Source organism: Chryseotalea sanaruensis, assembly GCF_003990915.1.
In the GTDB taxonomy this organism is placed as follows: Bacteria; Bacteroidota; Bacteroidia; order Cytophagales; family Cyclobacteriaceae; genus Chryseotalea; species Chryseotalea sanaruensis.
In genome coordinates this window covers 622,569-643,474 of record NZ_BHXQ01000003.1, presented here as the reverse complement: position 1 = coordinate 643,474, position 20,906 = coordinate 622,569, and the positions used below count along the sequence as shown (strand labels likewise).

The 20,906-nt window shown below is 38.9% G+C and carries 16 protein-coding genes and 2 tRNA genes; 8 read left to right on the top strand and 10 right to left on the bottom strand.

Going from position 1 to position 20,906, the window contains the following annotated elements:
* The 6 genes from SanaruYs_RS10795 to SanaruYs_RS10770 form a co-directional block, all read right to left on the bottom strand.
* A partial coding sequence (locus SanaruYs_RS10795; protein WP_127122554.1) for a GIY-YIG nuclease family protein occupies positions 1-256 on the bottom strand: 256 nt, incomplete at its 3' end.
* Positions 257-378: 122 nt separating this feature from the next.
* On the bottom strand, positions 379-639 hold the full coding sequence (locus SanaruYs_RS10790) for a GIY-YIG nuclease family protein (RefSeq protein ID WP_127122553.1): 261 nt from the start codon (positions 637-639) through the stop codon (positions 379-381).
* 36 nt (positions 640-675) lie between these two features.
* Positions 676-753 (bottom strand) — tRNA-Pro (locus tag SanaruYs_RS10785).
* A 113-nt stretch (positions 754-866) separates the two neighbouring features.
* Positions 867-940, bottom strand: a tRNA-Ala gene (locus SanaruYs_RS10780).
* A 211-nt stretch (positions 941-1,151) separates the two neighbouring features.
* A complete protein-coding gene (locus SanaruYs_RS10775) occupies positions 1,152-1,721 on the bottom strand; it encodes a redoxin domain-containing protein (RefSeq protein ID WP_160118638.1) in 570 nt (189 codons plus the stop codon).
* A 13-nt stretch (positions 1,722-1,734) separates the two neighbouring features.
* Entirely contained in the window at positions 1,735-2,355 is a 621-nt protein-coding gene (locus SanaruYs_RS10770) for a 4'-phosphopantetheinyl transferase family protein (protein WP_127122551.1), read from the bottom strand.
* A gap of 97 nt (positions 2,356-2,452) precedes the next feature.
* Between SanaruYs_RS10770 and SanaruYs_RS10765 the strand changes: the two genes are divergently transcribed.
* The 3 genes from SanaruYs_RS10765 (at position 2,453) to folB (ending at position 4,538) form a co-directional block, all read left to right on the top strand.
* Positions 2,453-3,364, top strand: a complete 912-nt coding sequence (locus tag SanaruYs_RS10765) for a WD40 repeat domain-containing protein (protein ID WP_127122550.1) — start codon at positions 2,453-2,455, stop codon at positions 3,362-3,364.
* A 92-nt stretch (positions 3,365-3,456) separates the two neighbouring features.
* On the top strand, positions 3,457-4,179 hold the full coding sequence (locus SanaruYs_RS10760) for a DivIVA domain-containing protein (protein ID WP_127122549.1): 723 nt from the start codon (positions 3,457-3,459) through the stop codon (positions 4,177-4,179).
* Positions 4,176-4,538 (top strand): dihydroneopterin aldolase, encoded by a 363-nt coding sequence (gene folB, locus SanaruYs_RS10755; protein WP_127122548.1) that lies wholly within the window; start codon positions 4,176-4,178, stop codon positions 4,536-4,538. The genes SanaruYs_RS10760 and folB overlap by 4 nt, the downstream gene beginning before the upstream one ends.
* Here folB and SanaruYs_RS10750 read toward each other — a convergent pair.
* Complete coding sequence (locus SanaruYs_RS10750; RefSeq protein ID WP_174842768.1) at positions 4,535-5,131, bottom strand: TIGR04282 family arsenosugar biosynthesis glycosyltransferase; 597 nt, start codon at positions 5,129-5,131, stop codon at positions 4,535-4,537. The genes folB and SanaruYs_RS10750 overlap by 4 nt on opposite strands.
* Before the next feature lie 51 nt (positions 5,132-5,182).
* Between SanaruYs_RS10750 and SanaruYs_RS10745 the strand changes: the two genes are divergently transcribed.
* A complete protein-coding gene (locus SanaruYs_RS10745) occupies positions 5,183-6,760 on the top strand; it encodes a GAF domain-containing protein (RefSeq protein ID WP_127122547.1) in 1,578 nt (525 codons plus the stop codon).
* 198 nt (positions 6,761-6,958) lie between these two features.
* A complete protein-coding gene (locus SanaruYs_RS10740; protein ID WP_218022417.1) occupies positions 6,959-7,741 on the top strand; it encodes a carboxylesterase family protein in 783 nt (260 codons plus the stop codon).
* Between the two features lie 121 nt (positions 7,742-7,862).
* On the opposite strand, the gene clpB is transcribed toward SanaruYs_RS10740, so the two are convergent.
* Positions 7,863-10,472: an ATP-dependent chaperone ClpB gene (clpB, locus tag SanaruYs_RS10735; RefSeq protein WP_127122546.1), complete on the bottom strand. Its 2,610-nt coding sequence runs from the start codon at positions 10,470-10,472 to the stop codon at positions 7,863-7,865.
* Positions 10,473-10,657: 185 nt separating this feature from the next.
* On the opposite strand from clpB, the gene SanaruYs_RS10730 reads away from it, so the two are divergent.
* Positions 10,658-14,632: an AAA domain-containing protein gene (locus SanaruYs_RS10730; RefSeq protein WP_127122545.1), complete on the top strand. Its 3,975-nt coding sequence runs from the start codon at positions 10,658-10,660 to the stop codon at positions 14,630-14,632.
* 300 nt (positions 14,633-14,932) lie between these two features.
* Here SanaruYs_RS10730 and SanaruYs_RS10725 read toward each other — a convergent pair whose 3' ends face one another.
* A complete protein-coding gene (locus SanaruYs_RS10725) occupies positions 14,933-16,243 on the bottom strand; it encodes an ammonium transporter (RefSeq protein WP_127122544.1) in 1,311 nt (436 codons plus the stop codon).
* A gap of 218 nt (positions 16,244-16,461) precedes the next feature.
* Here SanaruYs_RS10725 and SanaruYs_RS10720 point away from each other — a divergent pair, with 218 nt between their 5' ends.
* Together SanaruYs_RS10720 and SanaruYs_RS10715 are read left to right on the top strand one after the other, a co-directional pair.
* Complete coding sequence (locus SanaruYs_RS10720; RefSeq protein ID WP_127122543.1) at positions 16,462-18,423, top strand: ATP-binding protein; 1,962 nt, start codon at positions 16,462-16,464, stop codon at positions 18,421-18,423.
* A gap of 130 nt (positions 18,424-18,553) precedes the next feature.
* Positions 18,554-19,231 carry a response regulator gene (locus SanaruYs_RS10715; protein ID WP_127122542.1) on the top strand — a complete coding sequence of 226 codons (678 nt, stop codon included), beginning with the start codon at positions 18,554-18,556 and terminating at the stop codon, positions 19,229-19,231.
* A gap of 209 nt (positions 19,232-19,440) precedes the next feature.
* Here the strand turns inward: SanaruYs_RS10715 and SanaruYs_RS10710 are convergent, their stop codons facing one another.
* Positions 19,441-20,865, bottom strand: a complete 1,425-nt coding sequence (locus SanaruYs_RS10710) for a DUF4403 family protein (RefSeq protein WP_127122541.1) — start codon at positions 20,863-20,865, stop codon at positions 19,441-19,443.
* Positions 20,866-20,906 lie beyond the last annotated feature (41 nt).

Here is a 20,906-nt window from a genome sequence, read left to right as displayed (position 1 = left end):
GAAAAATAAAGTAATCTTTAAATTTTTCCTTTATGAATTCTTTGTTGCGTATGGTTTTAAGGTGTTTCTCAAAACGCAATGCTCCTGTTTTATCAAGAAACTCACGTTTAAAAATCAACTTCCAGGGACCTTTGAATCTGGTATACTTAGAACGGTTAGATTGATGATCTTTAATTCGTTGATCCAGGTCTTCAGTGAAATCATAGTACCATTTGCCACTGGACTCCGATTCAATAATATAAACGTAGGAAATCATTGGTTAAAAAAAGAGGTTGTCAGTAACAACCTCTTGTGGTCGAGGTGAGATGATTCGAACATCCGACCCTCCCGACTCTGTCGGGATGCGTTAGCGGGGCTGGGCAAGATTCTGTACGAGGGTTAGTGAAAAATAAAGTAATCTTTAAATTTTTCCTTTATGAATTCTTTGTTGCGTATGGTTTTAAGGTGTTTCTCAAAACGCAATGCTCCTGTTTTATCAAGAAACTCACGTTTAAAAATCAACTTCCAGGGGCCTTTGAATCTGGTATACTTAGAACGGTTAGATTGATGATCTTTAATTCGTTGATCCAGGTCTTCAGTGAAACCATAGTACCATTTGCCACTGGACTCCGATTCAATAATATAAACGTAGGAAATCATTGGTTAAAAAAAGAGGTTGTCAGTAACAACCTCTTGTGGTCGAGGTGAGATGATTCGAACATCCGACCCCCACGTCCCTAACGTGGTGCGCTAACCGGGCTGCGCTACACCTCGAAATTTTCCAGTTAATTTTTTACTTCTCAGTTGAATCAAATGTAAAATCTCCATCTGACCCTCCCGACTCTGTCGGGATGCGCTAACCGGGCTGCGCTACACCTCGGAAAAAGTGGAGAATATCGGAGTCGAACCGATGACCTCTTCCATGCCATGGAAGCGCTCTAGCCAGCTGAGCTAATCCCCCTTTCCTAACCAAATAAGCATTTTTCTTATCCGGGCTGCAATTATACAAACTTAGTTTTGAATCCCAAAAGTCATTGAGCCCGATCTACAGCACTGAAATCAGGTTTGTTCATCTAGAAAGAGTCTGGACGGTGGGGTACTCGAATCATTTCACTTTGACCAAAAGCACTGAAAAATCAGAGCTTTTTTCGGTTGCTATAAGGGCGTGAAAATCACTTCTTCCTTATATAGCAACCAACAGGTCTGGCACTGGGCTGAACTATATTTTTACCACTCAATAAATTCACAATAGCATCCTTCAGATAGGTTTGTTTCACACCAGTTTCAGCCTGGGCATTATCATCAATAGCACCATGATAGGCAACAGTAAACTGACCGTTGGTATTTTTTAAAACAAAAGCTTCAGGACTTCTTTGCGCATTCAATTGTGTCATTAAGACCTGATCTTTATCACTTAAGTAAGGCAGTGTAAGTCCATTGGCTTGAGCAGTTTTAAGCATCCACTCTTCAGCCTCTGGCGCTTCTGTGTAAGAATTCACCAAAAGTATGGGGAGTTTTCCACTATACTCATTTTGTAATTCCTTTAATCTGTTACCATAATAGCCATCGAAGGGGCAGGCTACGCTGGTAAATATGATAACAAGACCAGGTGCAGAAGAATAATCTTTTAATGAGATCTGCTTGGCGTCAACTACATTCTTCAAGTTAAAATCGGTCAGTGTTTGTCCTTGAGTAACAGAAACAAAAGAAACCAGAGCGAATAGAAGAATAATCTTTTTCATAATTGCATCATTATTAATTGTGTACCAAAACAAAATCCTCATGTACAAGATAGTGTAAAGCATAATATTTTTCATGTCCAATTCTACTTATTCTACCTGTGAAATTGCCTTTCGTATGAAAGGAGAAAGGATCTATTGTAATTTCCTCTTTCAGCTTAAGGTCTTTTTTGCCATATAATTTTATAAGTGTCTCTTTTGCACACCAATAAACACATAATTTCTTCAAGTCATTTCCTGTTTGCGCCAGCTCGGCTGAGTTAAATACGCGAGGAGCCACAATGGCAAGGTTTTTCTTAGGTTGTTCAATATCTATACCAACATTCGCTTCAGCTGAAATAATAACAGCCACATAAGGAAACGAGTGACTTTGACTAAGGTGAAATGAGGAATTTTTAAGAAAGGGTTTGCCATGTTCATTCTTTATAACACCTTCATAAGTATGACCAAACTCTTTTAGTAAAAGTGCTGTTGTAACTTTACCAGCAAGTACCTCCGATCTTTTATTAGGGTGAGTAATAGAAGCTGGAATGGGGTCATGAATGGTGAGTAAATTTAAAAGTTGATCTTCCTGCTCTTCGATTTTCCAAATGGCAACAGCAGATTGGTTATCTTTGGTAAGGCTAAGTAATGGCATTGGAAACAAAGCTAAAGCTTTACGCTTTTAAACACTATTCAGGTTACTTTTTTTGGATTTAAGTTTAGTCATTTTTTGCAACCGATAATTAAGATTCATGCCCATTGCCGTACAAAAACTGGCGAGTTATCGCGGTCATAACGATTGTGTTTACACACTTGCCCATGGCGACCAGCCCAATTTTTTTTTCTCAGCAGCTGGTGATGGAATGATTGTGCAGTGGGACTTAACCAAACCTGATGAGGGACAGCTTATTGCAACGCTTCCTAAATCAGTGTATACGTTGCATCGACATGAAGACAGTAACTTGTTAATAGCAGGACATAATTACAGCGGCATACACATAATTAACTGGCAAGAGAAACGAGAGATAGCTTCGTTACAATTAACAGATGCGGCCATATTTGACATTACCTCAATCGACAACTTATTGCTGGTGGGTACAGGTGATGGTTCTTTAATTAGTGTAAACCTAAAAACAGCACAGATTGTAGACCAAATCCGCGTAAGTGAGAAAAGTATTAGAACCATTGTTGTTAACCGAATTTCGAATGAGGTTGCGGTTGGTTATAGTGACAATTTTATCAGGATTTTTGATTTGCACGACCTTACATTAAAATATGCATTTGAGGCACATACTAATTCAGTTTTCACCCTTCAATTCACAAAAGATGGCCATTACTTAATGAGTGGCTCGCGCGATGCTCGCTTAAAAGTATGGGATGTGAGAGGAGGATATAAACTGGTAAACGAAGTAGTGGCACATTTATTTGCCATAAATGACCTGGTTATAAGTCCGGATGGCAAGTATTTTGCTACTGCCAGTATGGACAAATCAATTAAGGTTTGGGATGCAGAAAGTCAACAACTATTGAAGGTTATTGACAAATCGAGGCATGCCGGGCATGGCACCTCAGTAAACAAATTATTGTGGTCAAGCCATGAAAATCAGGTAATTAGCGCAAGCGATGATAGGACAATATCAATTTGGAGTATTATATTTGAATGAAATTGCAACAACAGCCTTAAAACCGGAGTTGTATTCTAAGTTGGAGGGCGGTGAAATTCCGTTCTATATTTTTACCACTTAATCGAAAAAACATGAGAGTCACACCACTGGATATCCGCCAGAAGTCGTTCGAAAAGAATTTTCGAGGCTACGACAAAGATGAAGTCAATGCCTTTTTGCTTACTCTTTCACAAGAGTGGCAGCGCACCCTCGATGAGGTGAAAGAAATGAAGCTTAAGCTTGAAGGTGCTGAAAAAGAAGTGGCTAAACTACGCGAAGTAGAGAGTTCACTTTACAAGACACTTAAAACAGCCGAGGATACTGGTGCGAATGTAATAGAACAAGCCAGACAAGCGGCAGACCTGCACTTACGCGAATCTAATATGCGTGCAGAGGCCATGTTGAGTGAAGCCAAGAGCAAAGCGAAAGATACTATTGAAGAGTCAGATATGAAGGCTAAAGAAATTTTAGCCGAAATGGAAGATCGCCTTAAGCTAATGGTTGAAAACTATAAGCGATTGGAGACTTCACGCGAAGACTTGATGGCAGACATGAAACGTATTGCCAATGATGCAATCGAGCGGGTTGAAAGAGCTAGGGCTCAAACAAAATCATTTGATGCAGACCAACATCTAAAAGTAGTGCGTAGTCAGCTGAAGAAACAAAACGTACCAATGGCTGAAACGAAACCTGAGATCATATCGCAAGAGGTTAAAGAAACACTTATTCATAAAGAGGTAGTTGTTGAACAAAGCACAGTTTCTATGGCAGGTGCTAAGCCAGTGTTCAAATCATTTTTTGACGAAATCGGATGAAAGGAAAAATAGCACTGGAAGGCCTGGAGTTTCATGCCTTCCATGGTGTTTACCCGCATGAACGTGAGTCGGGCAATTACTTTACTGTAGACATTTCAGTTGAAGCAGATTTTTCGAGAGGTGCATCCTTAGATGATTTAGAGGGCACCGTTAATTATGAAGTACTTTTCCAGATTGTAAAAACCGAAATGGAGAAACCTTCTAAGCTACTAGAATATGTAGCAGATAAAATTATGCAAGAGGTATTTGTTCAATTACCCTCCGTTGATCAAGTTGAAATAAAAATTGCTAAGCAGAACCCACCCATTGGAGGTAAATGCAAGAGAGCAGTAGTTAGTGTTTCGCGCAAGCGCGCTTAAAGCAATTGGCCTTTCAGGTCTTCTTCAACATCCACATCACTTAACAACGGAAGTAGGTGTACGGATGCTTTAAGATGCAAAGTATCCAGCAGAGTGTCGTGCATAACCGTTTGGGTACTCCAGTTTTTGTTACTGAAAAAATCTGAGTGTGCTTTTTTCATTCCTAACAGGTAATAACCACCATCTTTTGCAGGGCCAATAACTACATCTTGTTGGTCCAATGCTTCAAAGGCACTCTCAATTATGGAAGTGTTAAGTTCAAGGCAATCTGTACCGATAATGCATATGTGATTGTAGCCTTGATCGAAGCCATATTGAAAGGCATTTAACATTCTCTCGCCTAAATCCTTACCTGCTTGTGGAGCTTTCTTAAACTTTTCATTTAACCAATGATCCTGATTTTCTACTGTATCTGAATAGAAAACCACCTTATCTGCCTTTAGACCTTCCGTTATGTTTAGGGTGTGCGCTGCTAGCTTTAAATAAATAGAAAGTGCCTTTTCGTTGCCTAACGTGGATGCTAGCCTGGTTTTAACTTTTCCTAATTTAGGGTTTCTATAAAAAATGAGAAGAAGATTACTGTTCACGGTCATTTTGTTCTGATTGTTTTTAGGTTAAATTTATCAACTGTTTTAGTCTGGCTCATGTTACCTACCGAGGTATTTGCTTCTTTTCTATCTAAACGCATTGGGGAGCTTTCGGCCGAAAGTTACCGAAGGGCAAGTTTACTTGCTACTGCCTTACTATTAGCTATTTTATTCTCTGTCGTTTACATTGGAATTACCTTTATAACTGGTTTTTTGGCAGCTCGCTATACCATGATGGCTTCTCTCATTGTGCTGGGTTACTTTTTGTGGATACTCAACGCTAAAAACTGGAAACTGATAGCACATGGTTATGTGTTGATAGCCTTTTCTCTAACGACTCTACTCATATATTTTTCGGGATCAGCATTTTTTGCCATGTTACCCTGGCTCGGTTTAACACCACTTTTGTCGTTACTTATACTTGATCATAAATGGCAGCGGGTGTGGACAGTTTTTTCTATTTTATGTGTCGCTGCATTTTTTTATTGGCCTATCCCTGTAACCATTTGGACCTATACTGCCGGCTCATCAGCTTTTTATCAAGCGAGCTTAATTATTGGTTTTATTTTGTTAGTCTATTGGATTTCAAATGCTTTTAAAACACAGCAATATCAATCATTAGAGAAGTCTGAATTGCAAAACGAAGAATTACGAGCAGCCGAAGAGGAACTGCGTCAGAGTATGGAAGAATTATCGGCTACACAGGATGCGCTGAGTGAGCAAAATGCGATTATCGATAAGCAGCGAAAGAAAAACGAGCACTTTTTAAATGTGCTGATCAACCTTGCTATGTGCCGTGGCATACTGGAAGGTAATAAGGCAATGTCCTATGTGGAAATTTTGTCTGTTACCGCAAAAGCATTAGCTACCTCTCGTGTAAGTATTTGGCATTATCATGAAAATCAAAACTGTATAGAATGTATTGCGCAATACAACAATGGTAATGTTGAATTGCAACCGAGCATTAAACTTTATCAGGCCGACTATGCACCTTACTTCGAGGCTATATTGGAAGAAAAAGTAATCGTAGCACATGATGCCCGCATGCATCCTGCCACATCGATATTTACAAAGTCTTACTTAAAACCATTAGATATTTATTCCTTGCTAGATGTGCCTTACATTGAGAATGGCAGATTTCAAGGAGTGATTTGTTGCGAGCAACAAGGAGAAATGAAAATGTGGGATCAGGAAGATGTGGTATTTGTTAAATCAGTTGCTGATTTAGTTTGTATGGCTATTAACTCTGCACAACGAAAGGTGGCTGAGCAGGAAATAATAGAACAGAGAGAGCAGATTCTTGAACAAAACCAACAACTTACTCGCTATGCGAATGAAATAAAAGGTATTAATGAATCGCTGGAAAACAGGGTGCAGGAAAGAACCGCTGCGCTCAATGAACAAAATATCAGATTGACAGAATATGCGTTTGTAAATGCCCACTTATTACGTGGGCCGCTCAGCAGAATTTTAGGGCTGGTGGAGTTAATAAGAATGACTAAGCAGTTAGATGAACTAATGACCTATATTGAGCTACTAGACCAGTCCACTAAAGAACTTGACAAAGTAGTTCATAAAATTACAGACATTTTGCATGAGGGCAGAACATTGGACAGGGGTACCTTAAGTGAATAAAAAAACCCCGGGGAACCACCCCGGGGCATCCAACCAAACCCTCCTTACCAACACATCTCTCTGTTACAAGAGAATCACCAATCCTTAAACCATTATAATAACAACGATGCAGCCTCAGTGGTTCTGGTTATCTGCAATTTTTTTATTTTTAGTTTTAAATTTTGTTCAACGACCAAGCTATTGTTAAAACCCTTTTAGATGAAAAAAATACCGCTTATACTCTTGATGATATTAGTACAGATTAATACTTTTTCGCAGACACCTGGGGAATTTCTGCCCCACACTTACATAAACGAAAAAGCAGATACTTTATTGTACCAGTTGCTAAGTCCGCAGGTTACGAATGGAGGCCGAAAACTGCCATTGATTATTTTTTTACATGGTGCAGGCGAAAGAGGTTCTGATAATACGAAGCAGTTAACACACGGGGCTTCAATATTTTTAAAAGAAGAAAATCAAAAGCAGTTTCCTGCCTATGTTCTTTTTCCCCAATGCCCTGAAGATGATTATTGGGCTTCTGTTAAGGTAGACCGATCACAAATGCCCTTACTCCTGGATTTTAATTACAACAGACCTTTAACTAAATCATTAGCACTAGTGGTATCGCTTATTAAAAAGTTAAAGCAAGAAAAACCAATTGATGCCAATCGAATTTATGTTGTTGGGTTGAGTATGGGTGGCATGGGCACTTTTGAAATTATCCATCATTATCCAGAGTTATTTGCAGCAGCAATGCCCATCTGTGGAGGAGGAGATGAATTACAGTTTAACAGGAAGGCCGCAAAACTACCCCTGTGGTTATTTCATGGCGATGCAGATGGTGTTGTAGAAGTTGACTATTCAAGAGCAATGTTAAATCGAATACAGAAATTCAATAAAAATGTACGTTATACAGAGTACAAAGGGGTGAACCACAATAGTTGGGAATATGCATTTAAGGAGCCTGAATTTTTAAGCTGGCTCTTCGATAAGCGGAAGTAGTAGTATTTAAGGGATTAAATGTATTTACATTCAAATAAATACGCCACAGATTTTACAAATATTCACAGATAACAAAATTTTACCTCTGTGTGAATCTGTGAAATCTGTGGCGTTCAAACTTTTACACCACTACTGCTGCCTGAATATTCTCAAACACGAAATCAGTATGATTTTTTAGATCAACGTAAATCACTTCGTCTTTTTTTACCCTTCCTGCCAACAGCTGCTTAGATAATTCATTCAGAATTTCACGTTGAAAAACTCGCTTCAAGGGTCTTGCGCCAAATTGTGGATCAAAACCTAGTACAGCTAATCGTTCTCTGGCATCAGAAGATATTTCCAACTTCACACCATTTTCTTCAAGCCTTTTTATAATCAAGTCAGATTGAATATCAACTACCTGACGAATGTCTTTTTTAGACAAAGGCTGAAACATAATGATCTCATCAATACGGTTTACAAACTCAGGACGAACTGATTTTCTTAACAAGGCAATTACTTCATCTTTTGTTTGTTCTACCACATCGAAATAATTGGCCTCAGTAAGTTTTTCAAAATTCTCTTGTATAATCTGAGAACCAATATTGGTTGTCATGATGATGATCGTATTCTTGAAGTTAGCCACTCTTCCTTTGTTATCTGTAAGTCGTCCATCATCTAACACCTGTAGTAAAATATTAAATACATCAGGGTGTGCCTTTTCAATTTCATCAAGTAAAATTACTGCATATGGTTTTCTGCGCACGGCTTCTGTCAATTGGCCACCCTCATCATAACCAACATAACCTGGAGGGGCGCCAATCAATCTGCTTACGCTGTGCCTTTCCTGATACTCACTCATATCGATGCGAACCATTGCGTTTTCATCGTTGAATAAGTAATCTGCTAATGCTTTTGATAGTTCGGTTTTACCTACACCGGTAGTTCCCATAAAGATGAAAGAACCTATCGGACGTTTTGGATCTTGCAAACCCGCACGACTTCTACGAACTGCATCAGACAAAGCCTTTATGGCTTCCTGTTGGCCAGCCACACGTTTGCTTAATTCATCTTCCAATGAAAGAAGCTTCTCTCTTTCACTTTGCATCATTTTGGAAATGGGTATGCCCGTCCATTTGGCCACAACTTCAGCAATGTCTTCACTATCTACTTCTTCTTTTACAAGTGATTGTCCGTTAAGCGATTTGACATTGAGCTGAAATTCATTCAGACGTTTTTCGGCTTCAGTAATTTTTCCATAGCGTATCTCCGCTACTTTTCCATAATCACCTGCTTTTTCAGCCTGCTCAGCTTCAAACTTAAGTTTGTCGATATTCTCTTTTTCTTTTTGTATACCGTGAACAATGTTTTTCTCGCTATCCCATTGTGCTTTAAGCGTATCTCTCTGTTCACTTAAATCAGCAATTTCTCTGCTTAATATTTTTTCTTTTTCCGAATCCTTTTCTCTGCGAATTGCCTCACGCTCAATTTCCAATTGCATGATTTTCCTATTCATTTCATCCAACTCTTCTGGAAGTGAATCCATTTCAATGCGCAATTTAGAAGCAGCCTCATCCATTAAGTCAATGGCTTTATCTGGCAGAAAGCGATCACTGATATAACGGCTGGATAGTTCAACGGCTGCGATAACAGCATCGTCTTTTATACGTACACCATGGTGCAACTCATACTTATCCTTTATGCCACGTAAAATTGAAACAGAATCTTCAACAGAAGGTTCATCAACCATTACAGCCTGAAAACGTCTTTCGAGTGCCTTATCTTTTTCAATGTACTTTTGGTATTCTTTTAAAGTTGTGGCACCGATGGCATGAAGTTCACCACGTGCTAGCGCAGGTTTTAACAAGTTGGCTGCATCCATGGCGCCTTCTCCACCACCTGCACCTACCAAGGTGTGTATTTCGTCAATGAATAAAATAATCTGACCGTTAGCATCTATTACTTCTTTGATAACGGCTTTTAATCTTTCTTCAAACTCACCTTTATATTTTGCACCGGCTACGAGTAAACCCATGTCAAGTGACACTAATATTTTTTCTTTCAGGTTTTCGGGCACATCGCCATTAACGATTCGCTGTGCCAAACCTTCAACAATAGCAGTCTTACCTACACCAGGCTCACCTATTAAGATAGGATTGTTTTTTGTTCTGCGCGAAAGTATCTGAAGTACCCTCCGGATTTCTTCATCACGACCAATTACAGGATCTATCTTACCTAACTTTGCTAACTCATTTAAGTTTTTAGAGTAACGCTCTAGCGATTTGTATTTAGCTTCTGCATTTTGGTCAGTAACACGCGCATTACCTCTCAACTCCTTGATAGCCTTAATCAAGTTTTGTTTTTCGAGCCCGGCATCTTTTAATAGTTGTGAAGCCTTGTCTTTTGTAGACAAAAATGAAAGCAATAGGTGTTCAACGGCAATAAACTCATCATTGAATTCCTTTAACTCCTTTTCAGATTGTTGTAGTAAGCTGTTGGAGGACGTAGACAAGTATGCCTGCGAACCGATAACCTTAGGGTAGGAGGCAACTAGTTCTTCCAGCTTGGGTTTAAGCAAGTTCTGATTTACATCCAGCTTTTTAAACAGAAAAGAAGCCACGTTTTCATCAGTTTCTAATAGCGCCTTGAGCATGTGCCCCGGTTCTATTGCCTGCTGCTGATTCGCTTGGGCGATCTCTGCGGACTTTTGCAGAACCTCCTGCGCCTTTATGGTGAATTTCTCAAAGTTCATAATAATTTTCTCTATTACCTTCGTTCATCAAACAGCAATCCAGCTTAATAAGATCACTTTTTTAGGAAATTTTGGCAGTTGAATATCGTGATTTTAATCATTAATTGGACAGAATGACCTATAATCTGTAAAATAGACACAATAGAAATGTTTAGAATTCAACTAGCTTTCGGATTGATTTGAACATGCAATTAACAAGCACCCTTCAGCATTTTTTACGCAGGCTTACAAACCTTAGCGGCAGCAACCGCTCGCTTTTTTTGCCGCGACTGCATGCCGAACAACTTTTAGATTTCCAGGCTTTTAGTTTTTTAAAAGGGTACAAATCCTTTTCAATAATTGAAGCGATGATAGCGGGTAAATCAATTGCGCTAGGCCAGGTGCTTGATAGCCGCATGGAAAGTAACAACGTGATGAGCGAACGCATAAAACGTTTGCAACGTGTGGATCATTTTTTATTCGAAGAGAGGGGTTCAACTGATCTTCATATTGGCTGGCCCTTTGTGCAGGGCAAATTTAAAGATGGCACTTTGGTGCGTTGCCCATTACTATTTTTTCCGGTAAGTATTGCACAAGTCAATAACGATTGGATGTTGGGCTTGCGTGAGGATGCAGGTGTCACTTTCAACAAATCGTTTCTTTTGGCCTATGCGTATTTTAACCAAATAACATTAGACGAAGACTTACTTGATTTTTCTTTCGAAGATTGGGATAGTGATAGCACAGTTTTCAGAACTCAATTGTATCAGTTGTTAAAAGATAAGCTTGAGCTTAATTTTAATACTGAATTATTCATAGATGAACTTGTTGCATTTAAAGAATACAAAAAAAGTGAGTTTGATGAAGCACATCAGCAAGGCGCATTAAAGTTATATTCAGAGGCCGTATTAGGTATTTTTCCGCAAGCTGGTTCTCAATTATTGCCCGATTATACAGCCCTTATAAAACAGGGTAGCTACAACAACCTTGAACACTTATTTACCAGTAAATTAAATCTTGAGGACAACCAGCGGCAGGTAAGGGAAGAAAATACTTTTACGCCTTTGGCCATAGACGAATGGCAGGAGCATGCTGTACAAAAACTTAAACTTGGCAATTCAATTGTAATACAAGGTCCTCCGGGCACAGGCAAGTCGCAACTGATTAGTAATGTAATTAGTGATGCGATTGCAACTGGTAAAAAAGTACTTTTGGTTTGCCAGAAAAGAGTTGCGTTGGATGTAGTGCATGAACGATTAAGTCAGTTAGGGCTTAAAAATTTTATAGGTCTGGTTCATGATTTTCGTAATGATAGAAAAACCATCTATACCACCATTGCAGCACAGGTAGATGCGATACAGGATTTTAAAAATCAGAATAGAGGTATTGATGCCATACAAGTAGAGCGATCATTTAATCAGTTAAGCAGAACAATAGAAACACTTTCAGACACTTTAGAGGAATATAGAACAGCGCTTTTTCACGATGAAGAATGTGGTTTGAGTGCAAAGGAGCTCTACCTGACGAGCAGCCCAAAGATGGAGAGCATTAACGTAAAACAGGAATACGCTTTTTTTGATTTCAAGGTACTGCCTGCTTTTGCAACAATTTTGAAACGCTATGTACGCTATGCCAATCGTTTTGAAGATGACACTTATGCCTGGAAAAACAGGAACTCATTTGCACACCTGAGTTTCCCTTACCTTAAAATTATTCATGATTGCATTGATGAACTTATTGAGTTTAAGAAGCAATTTGAAAAGGAATCGCATGCAACATTAGGTACTGTCATGAAGGTTGAGACAGCCGAAACCTTGCTGGAATCGGTTGGTATGTTAGATGAGATGCGAAGACAGCTGAGTTCTGATGACGTTTATCATTTCTTCAATCATATGCTGGCAGAGCGTGATGATGATACAAGTTTACTATGGCTGGATAATTTGCGTTTACGTTGTATGAACTGTTTTGATGGTGATGGTGTGGAGCATTCACTTCCATCTGATCAGTTAGCTAAATTTCAGGCAGTACTATACAAGCGAATGGAGGCACGTAAGCGAAGCTTTATTCGTTTACTTCAGTGGGAGTGGTTTTCGGAGGATAAGTTTTGGTTGAAGCGTGTAATGGTTGCCAATGAACTCGATTATAACCGGAAGGGTTTTCAACGTTTGGAAGCCCGACTTGATAACCGACTTAATCTTGAACATCATTTAACAGCATTACGTGCTGCAAGTTGGTTAAAAAATACACCAACAGCCATTGACTCAACGCTATTGCTGAATTGGTTTGAAAGCCAGAAAAGTGCTATCCGAACAAAGTTGCTTTTCAACTCGGTACGAGAATTAAAAAGCTATGCTAATCCATCAAAAATATCGCGCTACGAATTTTTTCAGTGGATGGATCAGCTCAAAGAGATGCTTCAAAAAATTCCTGTCAGACGTCATCAATGGGAACAGCATCTTTCAGGATCTCAAGTCAGAAATTTACTTAGTGATGAATCGCAGGCTGCTTTGCTAAAGGAAACTTTGCAGCATGATTTTGAAGACTTAGTAGCTTTTGATGCTTTAAAAAATTCCTTATCAGTAAATGAGAAGGCTGTAATCGAAAAATTGTGGCAAGCTGTAGAACAGTGGGATGTTGCAAAATTTGAGGCGCTGCTTCAAAATAGTTTACGCCTTGAATGGCTCAATCATTTAGAAACGAAATATCCGGTGCTGCGATTAATCTCAACACAACAATTTGCCGATATGGAGCATGAGTTGATGGAGGCCGTAACTGAAAAGCAAAAATTATCGAAGCAGCTTTTAATAGTGCGCGCCAGAGAACGGGTATATGAACACATAGAATTTAATAGACTGAATAATCCAATTACCTATCGGGATCTTGAGCATCAGGTGACTAAGAAAAAGAAAATATGGCCGTTGCGAAAAGTGATATCCACATTTCATCACGAATTATTTGATTTGATGCCTTGTTGGATGGCATCTCCGGAATCTGTTTCAGCAATATTTCCATTAGAAGAAATTTTTGATCTGGTTATTTTCGATGAAGCTTCGCAATGTTTTGCCGAACGCGGTATACCAGCACTAGCGCGAGGTAAACAAGTTATGGTGGCTGGGGATGCACAACAATTGCAGCCAAGCGATTTATACCAAACACGATGGGATTGGGAAAGTGATTTGCCCGACACAGAAGTAGCCTCTTTATTAGATTTGGCAGGAAGATACTTGCCATCCATTCATCTTCAAGGACATTATAGAAGTAAGTCGAATGATTTGATAGAGTTTTCGAATAAGCACTTTTATAAAGGCAGACTAAAAATGCTGCCTGACTTTAATGACCTTGCAAATGATGAGCCCGCAATAGAAGTTGTGCCTGTAAACGGCATATGGGAACAACAAACTAACCTTGCTGAGGCAGAAATGGTTGTAGAGCGTGTTTTAGTATTGCAGAAAACAAAACCAGAGAAAAGTTTAGCAGTGATTACGTTCAATGCAACACAGCAACAATTGATTTATGACAAACTAGAGAAGGCTTTTGCGGATGAAAAAATTACATGGCCACATCATTTACTGGTTAAAAATATTGAGAATGTTCAAGGAGATGAGCGAGATATAGTCATCTTCTCTATCGCGTATGCACCCGATAAGAAAGGCATTATGCATTTACAGTTTGGTAGTTTAAGCCAGGCAGGAGGTGAAAACAGATTAAATGTTGCCATAACCCGTGCGAGGGAAAGGATTGTTATCGTAACTAGTATTGAGCCTGAAATGCTACAGGTCGATGAGGTTAAAAACGAGGGGCCACGTTTGTTACGTAAATACCTTGAGTATGCTGGCATGGTGGCATCCCGTCAGCAACGTATTGCACTTGAGGATGCTCAGACTGAACATGCCCGTGAGTGGTATTTAAGCGCGAAGCTTCATTCAGAATTTGTGCGCACAACACCTTTTCCGTTTTCAGATATGGTAGTTACCCACCTCGATCAAAGAAAAGCTTTGGTGCTCACCGATGATGAGTTTTATAGGAATGCTTTATCAGCTAAAGCGGCACATGTTTATCAACCCTTGTTATTAGAGAAAAAGGGTTGGCGTTTTATTCGTTTATTCAGTAGGAATTATTGGCTGGATAAGAATAAGGTTTTGTTTGATTTGCAAAAATTAGCAAATCATAAAGCTAGCTGAGTGTTGTCAACCTGATGATCTGGTAAAAAGTGAAAATTTACTTGCTCCTTTAATTGCTGTGCATTTCTAGAATGCCCTAATGTCGACAAGCTCGTAGCTGGTGGCGAGCAATTAAAACAACTTATTGTGTCCAATGGTCGTCTCCGAAGGGGCGATGGTTTACTTATATTTCACTTCATCCTTGTTAAACTATTGATGAGATGAAAACATAGTCTTTATTAAATGTATCCATTCCGCCAATGTCTAGAGGCTCGTAGCTAGAAGCTAAAGGCTAAAACAACTATTCATTAGATCCTAACATTAACCCACTCTTGTCTCCATAGTTTCTGCATGCTGACTGAGGTCAAGCCCAATCGATTCTTCCTCTTTAGAAACCCGCAGGCTGGTTATACTGCCAACAATTTTAAAAATAATCCAGGATCCACCGAAGGTGAATACACCTACAATTACTAAAGTGAGTAAATGATATTGAAGGGTTTCAAAATTACCACTCATGGCGCCAACATCTTTAGCAAATACAGCGGTGAGTATCATACCTACAATTCCACCTACACCATGGCATGGGAAAACATCCAGGGTGTCATCCAATGAAGTTTTGTTTTTATAATATACAGCAAGGTTGCTAATCATGGCGGCTGCAAATCCGATAAAAACACTTTGTCCGATACTTACAAAACCTGCTGCTGGTGTAATGGCTACCAAACCTACAACGGCACCTATGCAGGCACCCATCGCAGAAATTCTTCTGCCAACTAATCCGTCAAACAACACCCAGGTAATCATGGCGGATGCCGAGGCCATATTAGTAGTCGCGAATGCCTGCACCGCTAAACCATTTGCGGCCAGTGCCGACCCTGCATTAAATCCAAACCAACCGAACCACAACATACCAGTACCTAAAATAATAAAAGGTATGTTGGCAGGTTGGTGCACTTTGTTTTCTCTTTTACCCAATACATAAGCCCCGGCCAAAGCAGCAAAACCAGCTGACATGTGTACAACTGTGCCCCCGGCAAAATCGAGTACACCCCATTGTCTTAAAAAACCTTCAGGATGCCAGGTCCAGTGGGCTAATGGACAATAAATAAAAAGAGAGAAAAGCACCATGAAGAGTAAGTAGGAGGTGAACTTAACACGCTCTGCAAAACTTCCCGTAATCAAGGCAGGAGTAATAATGGCAAACTTCAATTGGAACAATGCAAAAATCAGAAATGGTATAGTAGGTGAAAAGTCAGCGTGAGGTGCAAGTCCTACGTTTTTAAAGCTGAAGAAAGTTAACGGATTACCAATAAGACCGTGGTAGCTATCGCCAAAAGCAAGACTAAAACCTACCAGATACCAAAGCAGACTGATAACGCCCAGCGCAATAAAACTTTGTAGCATAGTCGATATAACATTGCGCCAGCTGACCATACCGCCATAGAAAAATGAAAGCCCGGGTGTCATAAAAAGCACAAAAGCTGTGGCCACAATCATCCAGGCCGTATCCGCTTTATCAATACCGGCAGCATCATCAACCGAAAAGGAAGAGGATGAGGTGAAAGCAGATATAAGTTGCAGAACAACAAGTATTAAAAAAATGACAATCCAGCGTGTTTTTGGTTTCCCCATAACCCTATTATCGAATATTTTGACTCAATTTTATAAAAATAGCATCAAAAAATACCATAATATCAAAATATTATTAACTAAATCGATTTAATTGCTCTAAAATTGATCTGATACTTAAGCAGTTTATAAAAATCATTCTAAAGTTGGCTGGTATTCTATTCAACTTTACGTGTGCTGCACTTTAAGAAAGCATTATATTGTGTCTACCTAATCTGTCTATGAGAGCCCTCCCTGCATTATTGTGCCTTTTTTGCTATTCGCTACTTTCAGCGCAACCACAAGATAGTCTTGAGTTATTACTGCCTGGAACCAGTGGAGTTGAAAGGGCTAAGTTGTACTATCAGCTTATTTCTTTCTACCAGCGAAGTAATTTAGAGAAGGTTAGTCGCTATGCTAAAGAAGCAGAAAGTTATGCTAAAGAAAATCCAGAACCTCTAATTAAAGCTTATGCAAACATTTGCTTAGGTAGTTACTATAGTTCAACAGGCAAAATAGATAGTGCAATTTTATTATTCGAGAAGGGCTATGCCGAAGCAGAAGTAGCTAAGGATACAGTTGTCTTGATAAAAATTGTTGGCAGTTTAGGGCGCACCCTGATTAGTGCCGGTAGAGCTAAAGATGCACTGGAGTATCTTTATACGAGTTTGCGTTGGTTGGAGCGTTATCCGGATGATGCAACCAATTTTAGAATCAGAACAAATATTACCTGGGCGAACCTTGAACTGAAAAGGTATAAAGAAGCGATTTCATTCGGACGAAAAAGTCTGACCTTAATGGAAAATGAACAGTGGGAGTGGATAGCAGCCTACACGTATAACAATCTTGCAATCTGTTATGGTGTCACTGGCAATCTTGATTCAGCCAGGTATTTTGTTGATAAATCGCTAATTGTAACAGAGAAGAGTGGCGATAATTCACTAAAAGCAAATGCCTATTTTATTCTGGGTAAAATTTATTCAGAATCGGGGAAATTGGAATTAGCTCTTGAACAATATCAATTTGCAAGAGCGCTGCGAGAAAAGATAGGCAATCCATTTTTTATTGTTTCAGACCTTTATGTAATCGCGGATTTATATTACCAACTTGGTGATTATAAAAAGGGAATAGAGGCAGGGACGGAGGCCTTAACGCTTGCAGAAAAACATGACTTACTACTTAAGTTTGACGGCACATATTTGACATTAGCTAAAAATTTTGAAGGGCTAAAAGATTTTAAAAATGCTTCCAAATATTATTATCTCTGGGCAATAACAAAAGATAGTTTATATCAGCAATCCCAGGCTGAAGCTATTGCAGAAATGAGCACTAAGTATGAAACAGAAAAAAAAGAACAACAATTGGTACTACAACAATCTCAACTTGATCAGCAACAATCTCAACTGACTAAAACTTACGTTGTCGTGGTGGCACTGGTAATTATTATAGCGTTGATAATTGTTATTCTGTATCTTGTTAGTAACAGACATAAAAAGCAACAACAGCTGGCTGATAAAAAGAGGCAATTAGAAGTAAGGGAAGCTTACATAAATGCCACCATACAATCACAGGAAAGTGAACGAAAACGAGTTGCACAAGATCTTCACGATGGCATGGGTCAACTTATTTCTGCATTGAGTATGTATATGAGTAAGTTAAGTCCTAACACACCTCAAGAGGAACGCGTTACTGTAGTGGAGGAAGCTGAAACGATACTTAAAGATATGCATAGAGAAGTAAGGGCTGTGGCTTTTAATTTAATGCCACAAACTTTAATTCAGCACGGATTAGTAGCGGCTTTGCAGGAGATGGCCTATCGCCTTAATGAATCTGGAAAAATTAAAGTTGAGATTACCAGTTTTCAGATTCCTGAACGGATGACTGAAGTTAAAGAGATTTCATTGTATAGAATTTTACAAGAATGGGTTACTAACATTATCAAGTATGCAAAGGCTACAAAGGTTGCCATCAACTTGGTTGACAATGAAGATGAAATAAGTGTTACTGTTGAGGATAATGGTGAAGGCTTTAATGTTGCAGAACTTGATAAAGGAAGTGGAAACGGTTGGAAAAATATACAGTCAAGACTTAACCTGCTTAAAGGAAACATAGAGATTGACTCCAAAATAGGAAGAAACGGAACTACACTTGTTTTAGGTATACCGAAAGAGCATGAACTGGTTGTGTCTGAAACAATCAAGTAATTTACTTTAACGTTAGCGATTACTTTTATAAAGTCATTAACGGTATGTTAGTAACTATACCGCGCTGTCGTCAGCTAAATACCCATCAGTACGGATTATTTGTATTGGGCATTAACCATAATTTAATGCCATGCTTTTCAATAGGATTCCCTATCTTTTCCGAAACAATCAACAAAAGTCAGATAGGCGCATGCGCATTGTTTTAGTAGACGATCACGGGATCATTATAGACGGAGTTAAGAGTATCCTTTCGAAAGAAAGTGAATTAGAGGTTGTGTTTACAGCTAATAAAGCCTCAGATATTCTCGATTATTTAAAACAACATACTTGTGATATGTTGATTACGGATTTCAGCATGCCTGAAATGGATGGGTTATCACTGATACGCACAGTGAAGCGCATATTGCCCGGTGTTAAAATTATTGTATTAAGTATGCATGACGAGGTTCATTTGGCTAAAGAAATTCTGAAAGGTGGCGTAGATGGATATGTACTTAAGAAGGACACACAACAAGAATTACTTAAAGCCATTCAGGAAGTTAGAGCAGGCAGGGTTTATCTGAGTAGCGATATCAATAAGCTGCTGATTATGAATCTGGATAATCCGGATGAAGGTAGATTGCTCACTGAGAGAGAGCGGGAAATTGTAAAGCTAATAGCCAAGGAGTACAGCAATAAACTGATTGCAGAAGCACTGTTTATCAGCGAAAGAACTGTAGAAACACACAGAAAAAACATTTTCAGGAAAACAGGCACCAATTCCTTAGTGGGATTAATAAAATTTGCCTATGCCAACAACCTCATTTAAGCGGAATATATCCGTGTTAGCGGGTATGGAAAATACGTAAATACTGGTATTGTTCACACGTTCTAGGGGTTGTAGATTTGGTAAAGTAAAACAGTACTTTAGTTAATTACCAAGATATAGGTATTGTTTAGTTAGGTATCAATGGCCTAATTGCACGTAAATGCCCCGTTGGTCGATCAGCATACAGCTTGGGGAGTATGTCTGTGAGGTCAACGGGTTTTTTGTTTCTTTTTAGCAAAAACTTCTTTTTGCAAACCAATCACAGCTTTACCTTTTACCTTTAATAGTAGCTGAACATTATTTTTAGTTAATAGTAATTGTTGTGGTTGCACATCCAGCGAAGTAAGGAATAATTCAAGCTTGTCTGCCGATTTCCCTTTTTCCGTTGCATTTTGAATCACCTCAGGAAGTGCTGCCAGGATCGGTGAAAGATTTAAACTGAATTCTTCTTCCACAAACTTTAGGGCATCTTCATGCAATAACCAATCTGCTGAGTGCAATAGCGCGTTTTCAGAATCAACATCAAAATCAAAATCTTTTATGCTAAGTGTTGCATTTAGAGTGTCATAACTTGGTCGTCCCCGCATGTAAATGCTGCCATCTGCATCTCCACGAACATCTAGCTTTACAGCCAATCCATCATCAGTAGCATAAGTATTTACTCCTTTAATTGTGGTGGAGTAACCATTACTACTAATAACTTTGCCTTTCAACTCTTCATTTAAAATTCTGTTGATAAGATCAAATGAAGTGCTTGCCAGTAAGAAAATTTCTATGCTATCCTTTTTTTCACTCAAGTGCTGGTAGGGTGGTAGTATCTGAGTGGTAGCAGGCATATCAATGCTGTCAGCAACAACTCTTACGTTTGTGAGGAGCCGTACATCTAAACCCAAATATTTTCCATCCTGCAAGAGATTAACCGCTAAATCCTGAGCACTATGCTTAAGCCATACAACTTGCTTGATATTGTTGATGATGATAGGTTTCTGAATATCCAGCCATAGTTTTTCAAGGATGGCCTTTGTGTCTATAACATTGCTTATTTCACGATCAACAATGCTTGTTAAAACGCCATTATTCTCTTCTAAAAATTTATCTAATCTTTTACGCAGGTTAATATTGATAAATGCTACTCTTAATACAGGCTCTTTTTTCCAGATAACCTGTTTTAGTTTGGTTGAAGAATTTAAACTCCAATCATTGGCAAAAGAAAGTTGTGTTACCATATCCAATACAACCTCTAATGCTACTGGTGTTTCATTTTTAAGTCTGATATTTTTACCAATATGTTTTATAAACTTACCCTCCAAGTGTAGTGGAAAGCTGTAGTGCAGAGAGTTATTAATCCATCTTATTTTAATCTTACTCTTTTTAGTTAATTCAATGTAAAGACTATCATGATTTTCATTCACTTCAATCCATTGTTTTACAAAAGTTCCGGTAATTTTATTGTTAATGATTTCTTCCAGACTATCCACATGGTAGCGTATTGGGATTATTAGCGATGAAAGAGGCACATGAAGTGCCGAATCAAGTGCCGTGGGTTTTGGAGGCACGGGTCTCACTCGCTCACAACCAAAAATGGCCATCAGTATGTATAAAAAGCAGCCTATGGATGTGATGGTGAATTTCACGATGATTTGTAGTATTGTTGTATATAACCTATAGCTAAAAA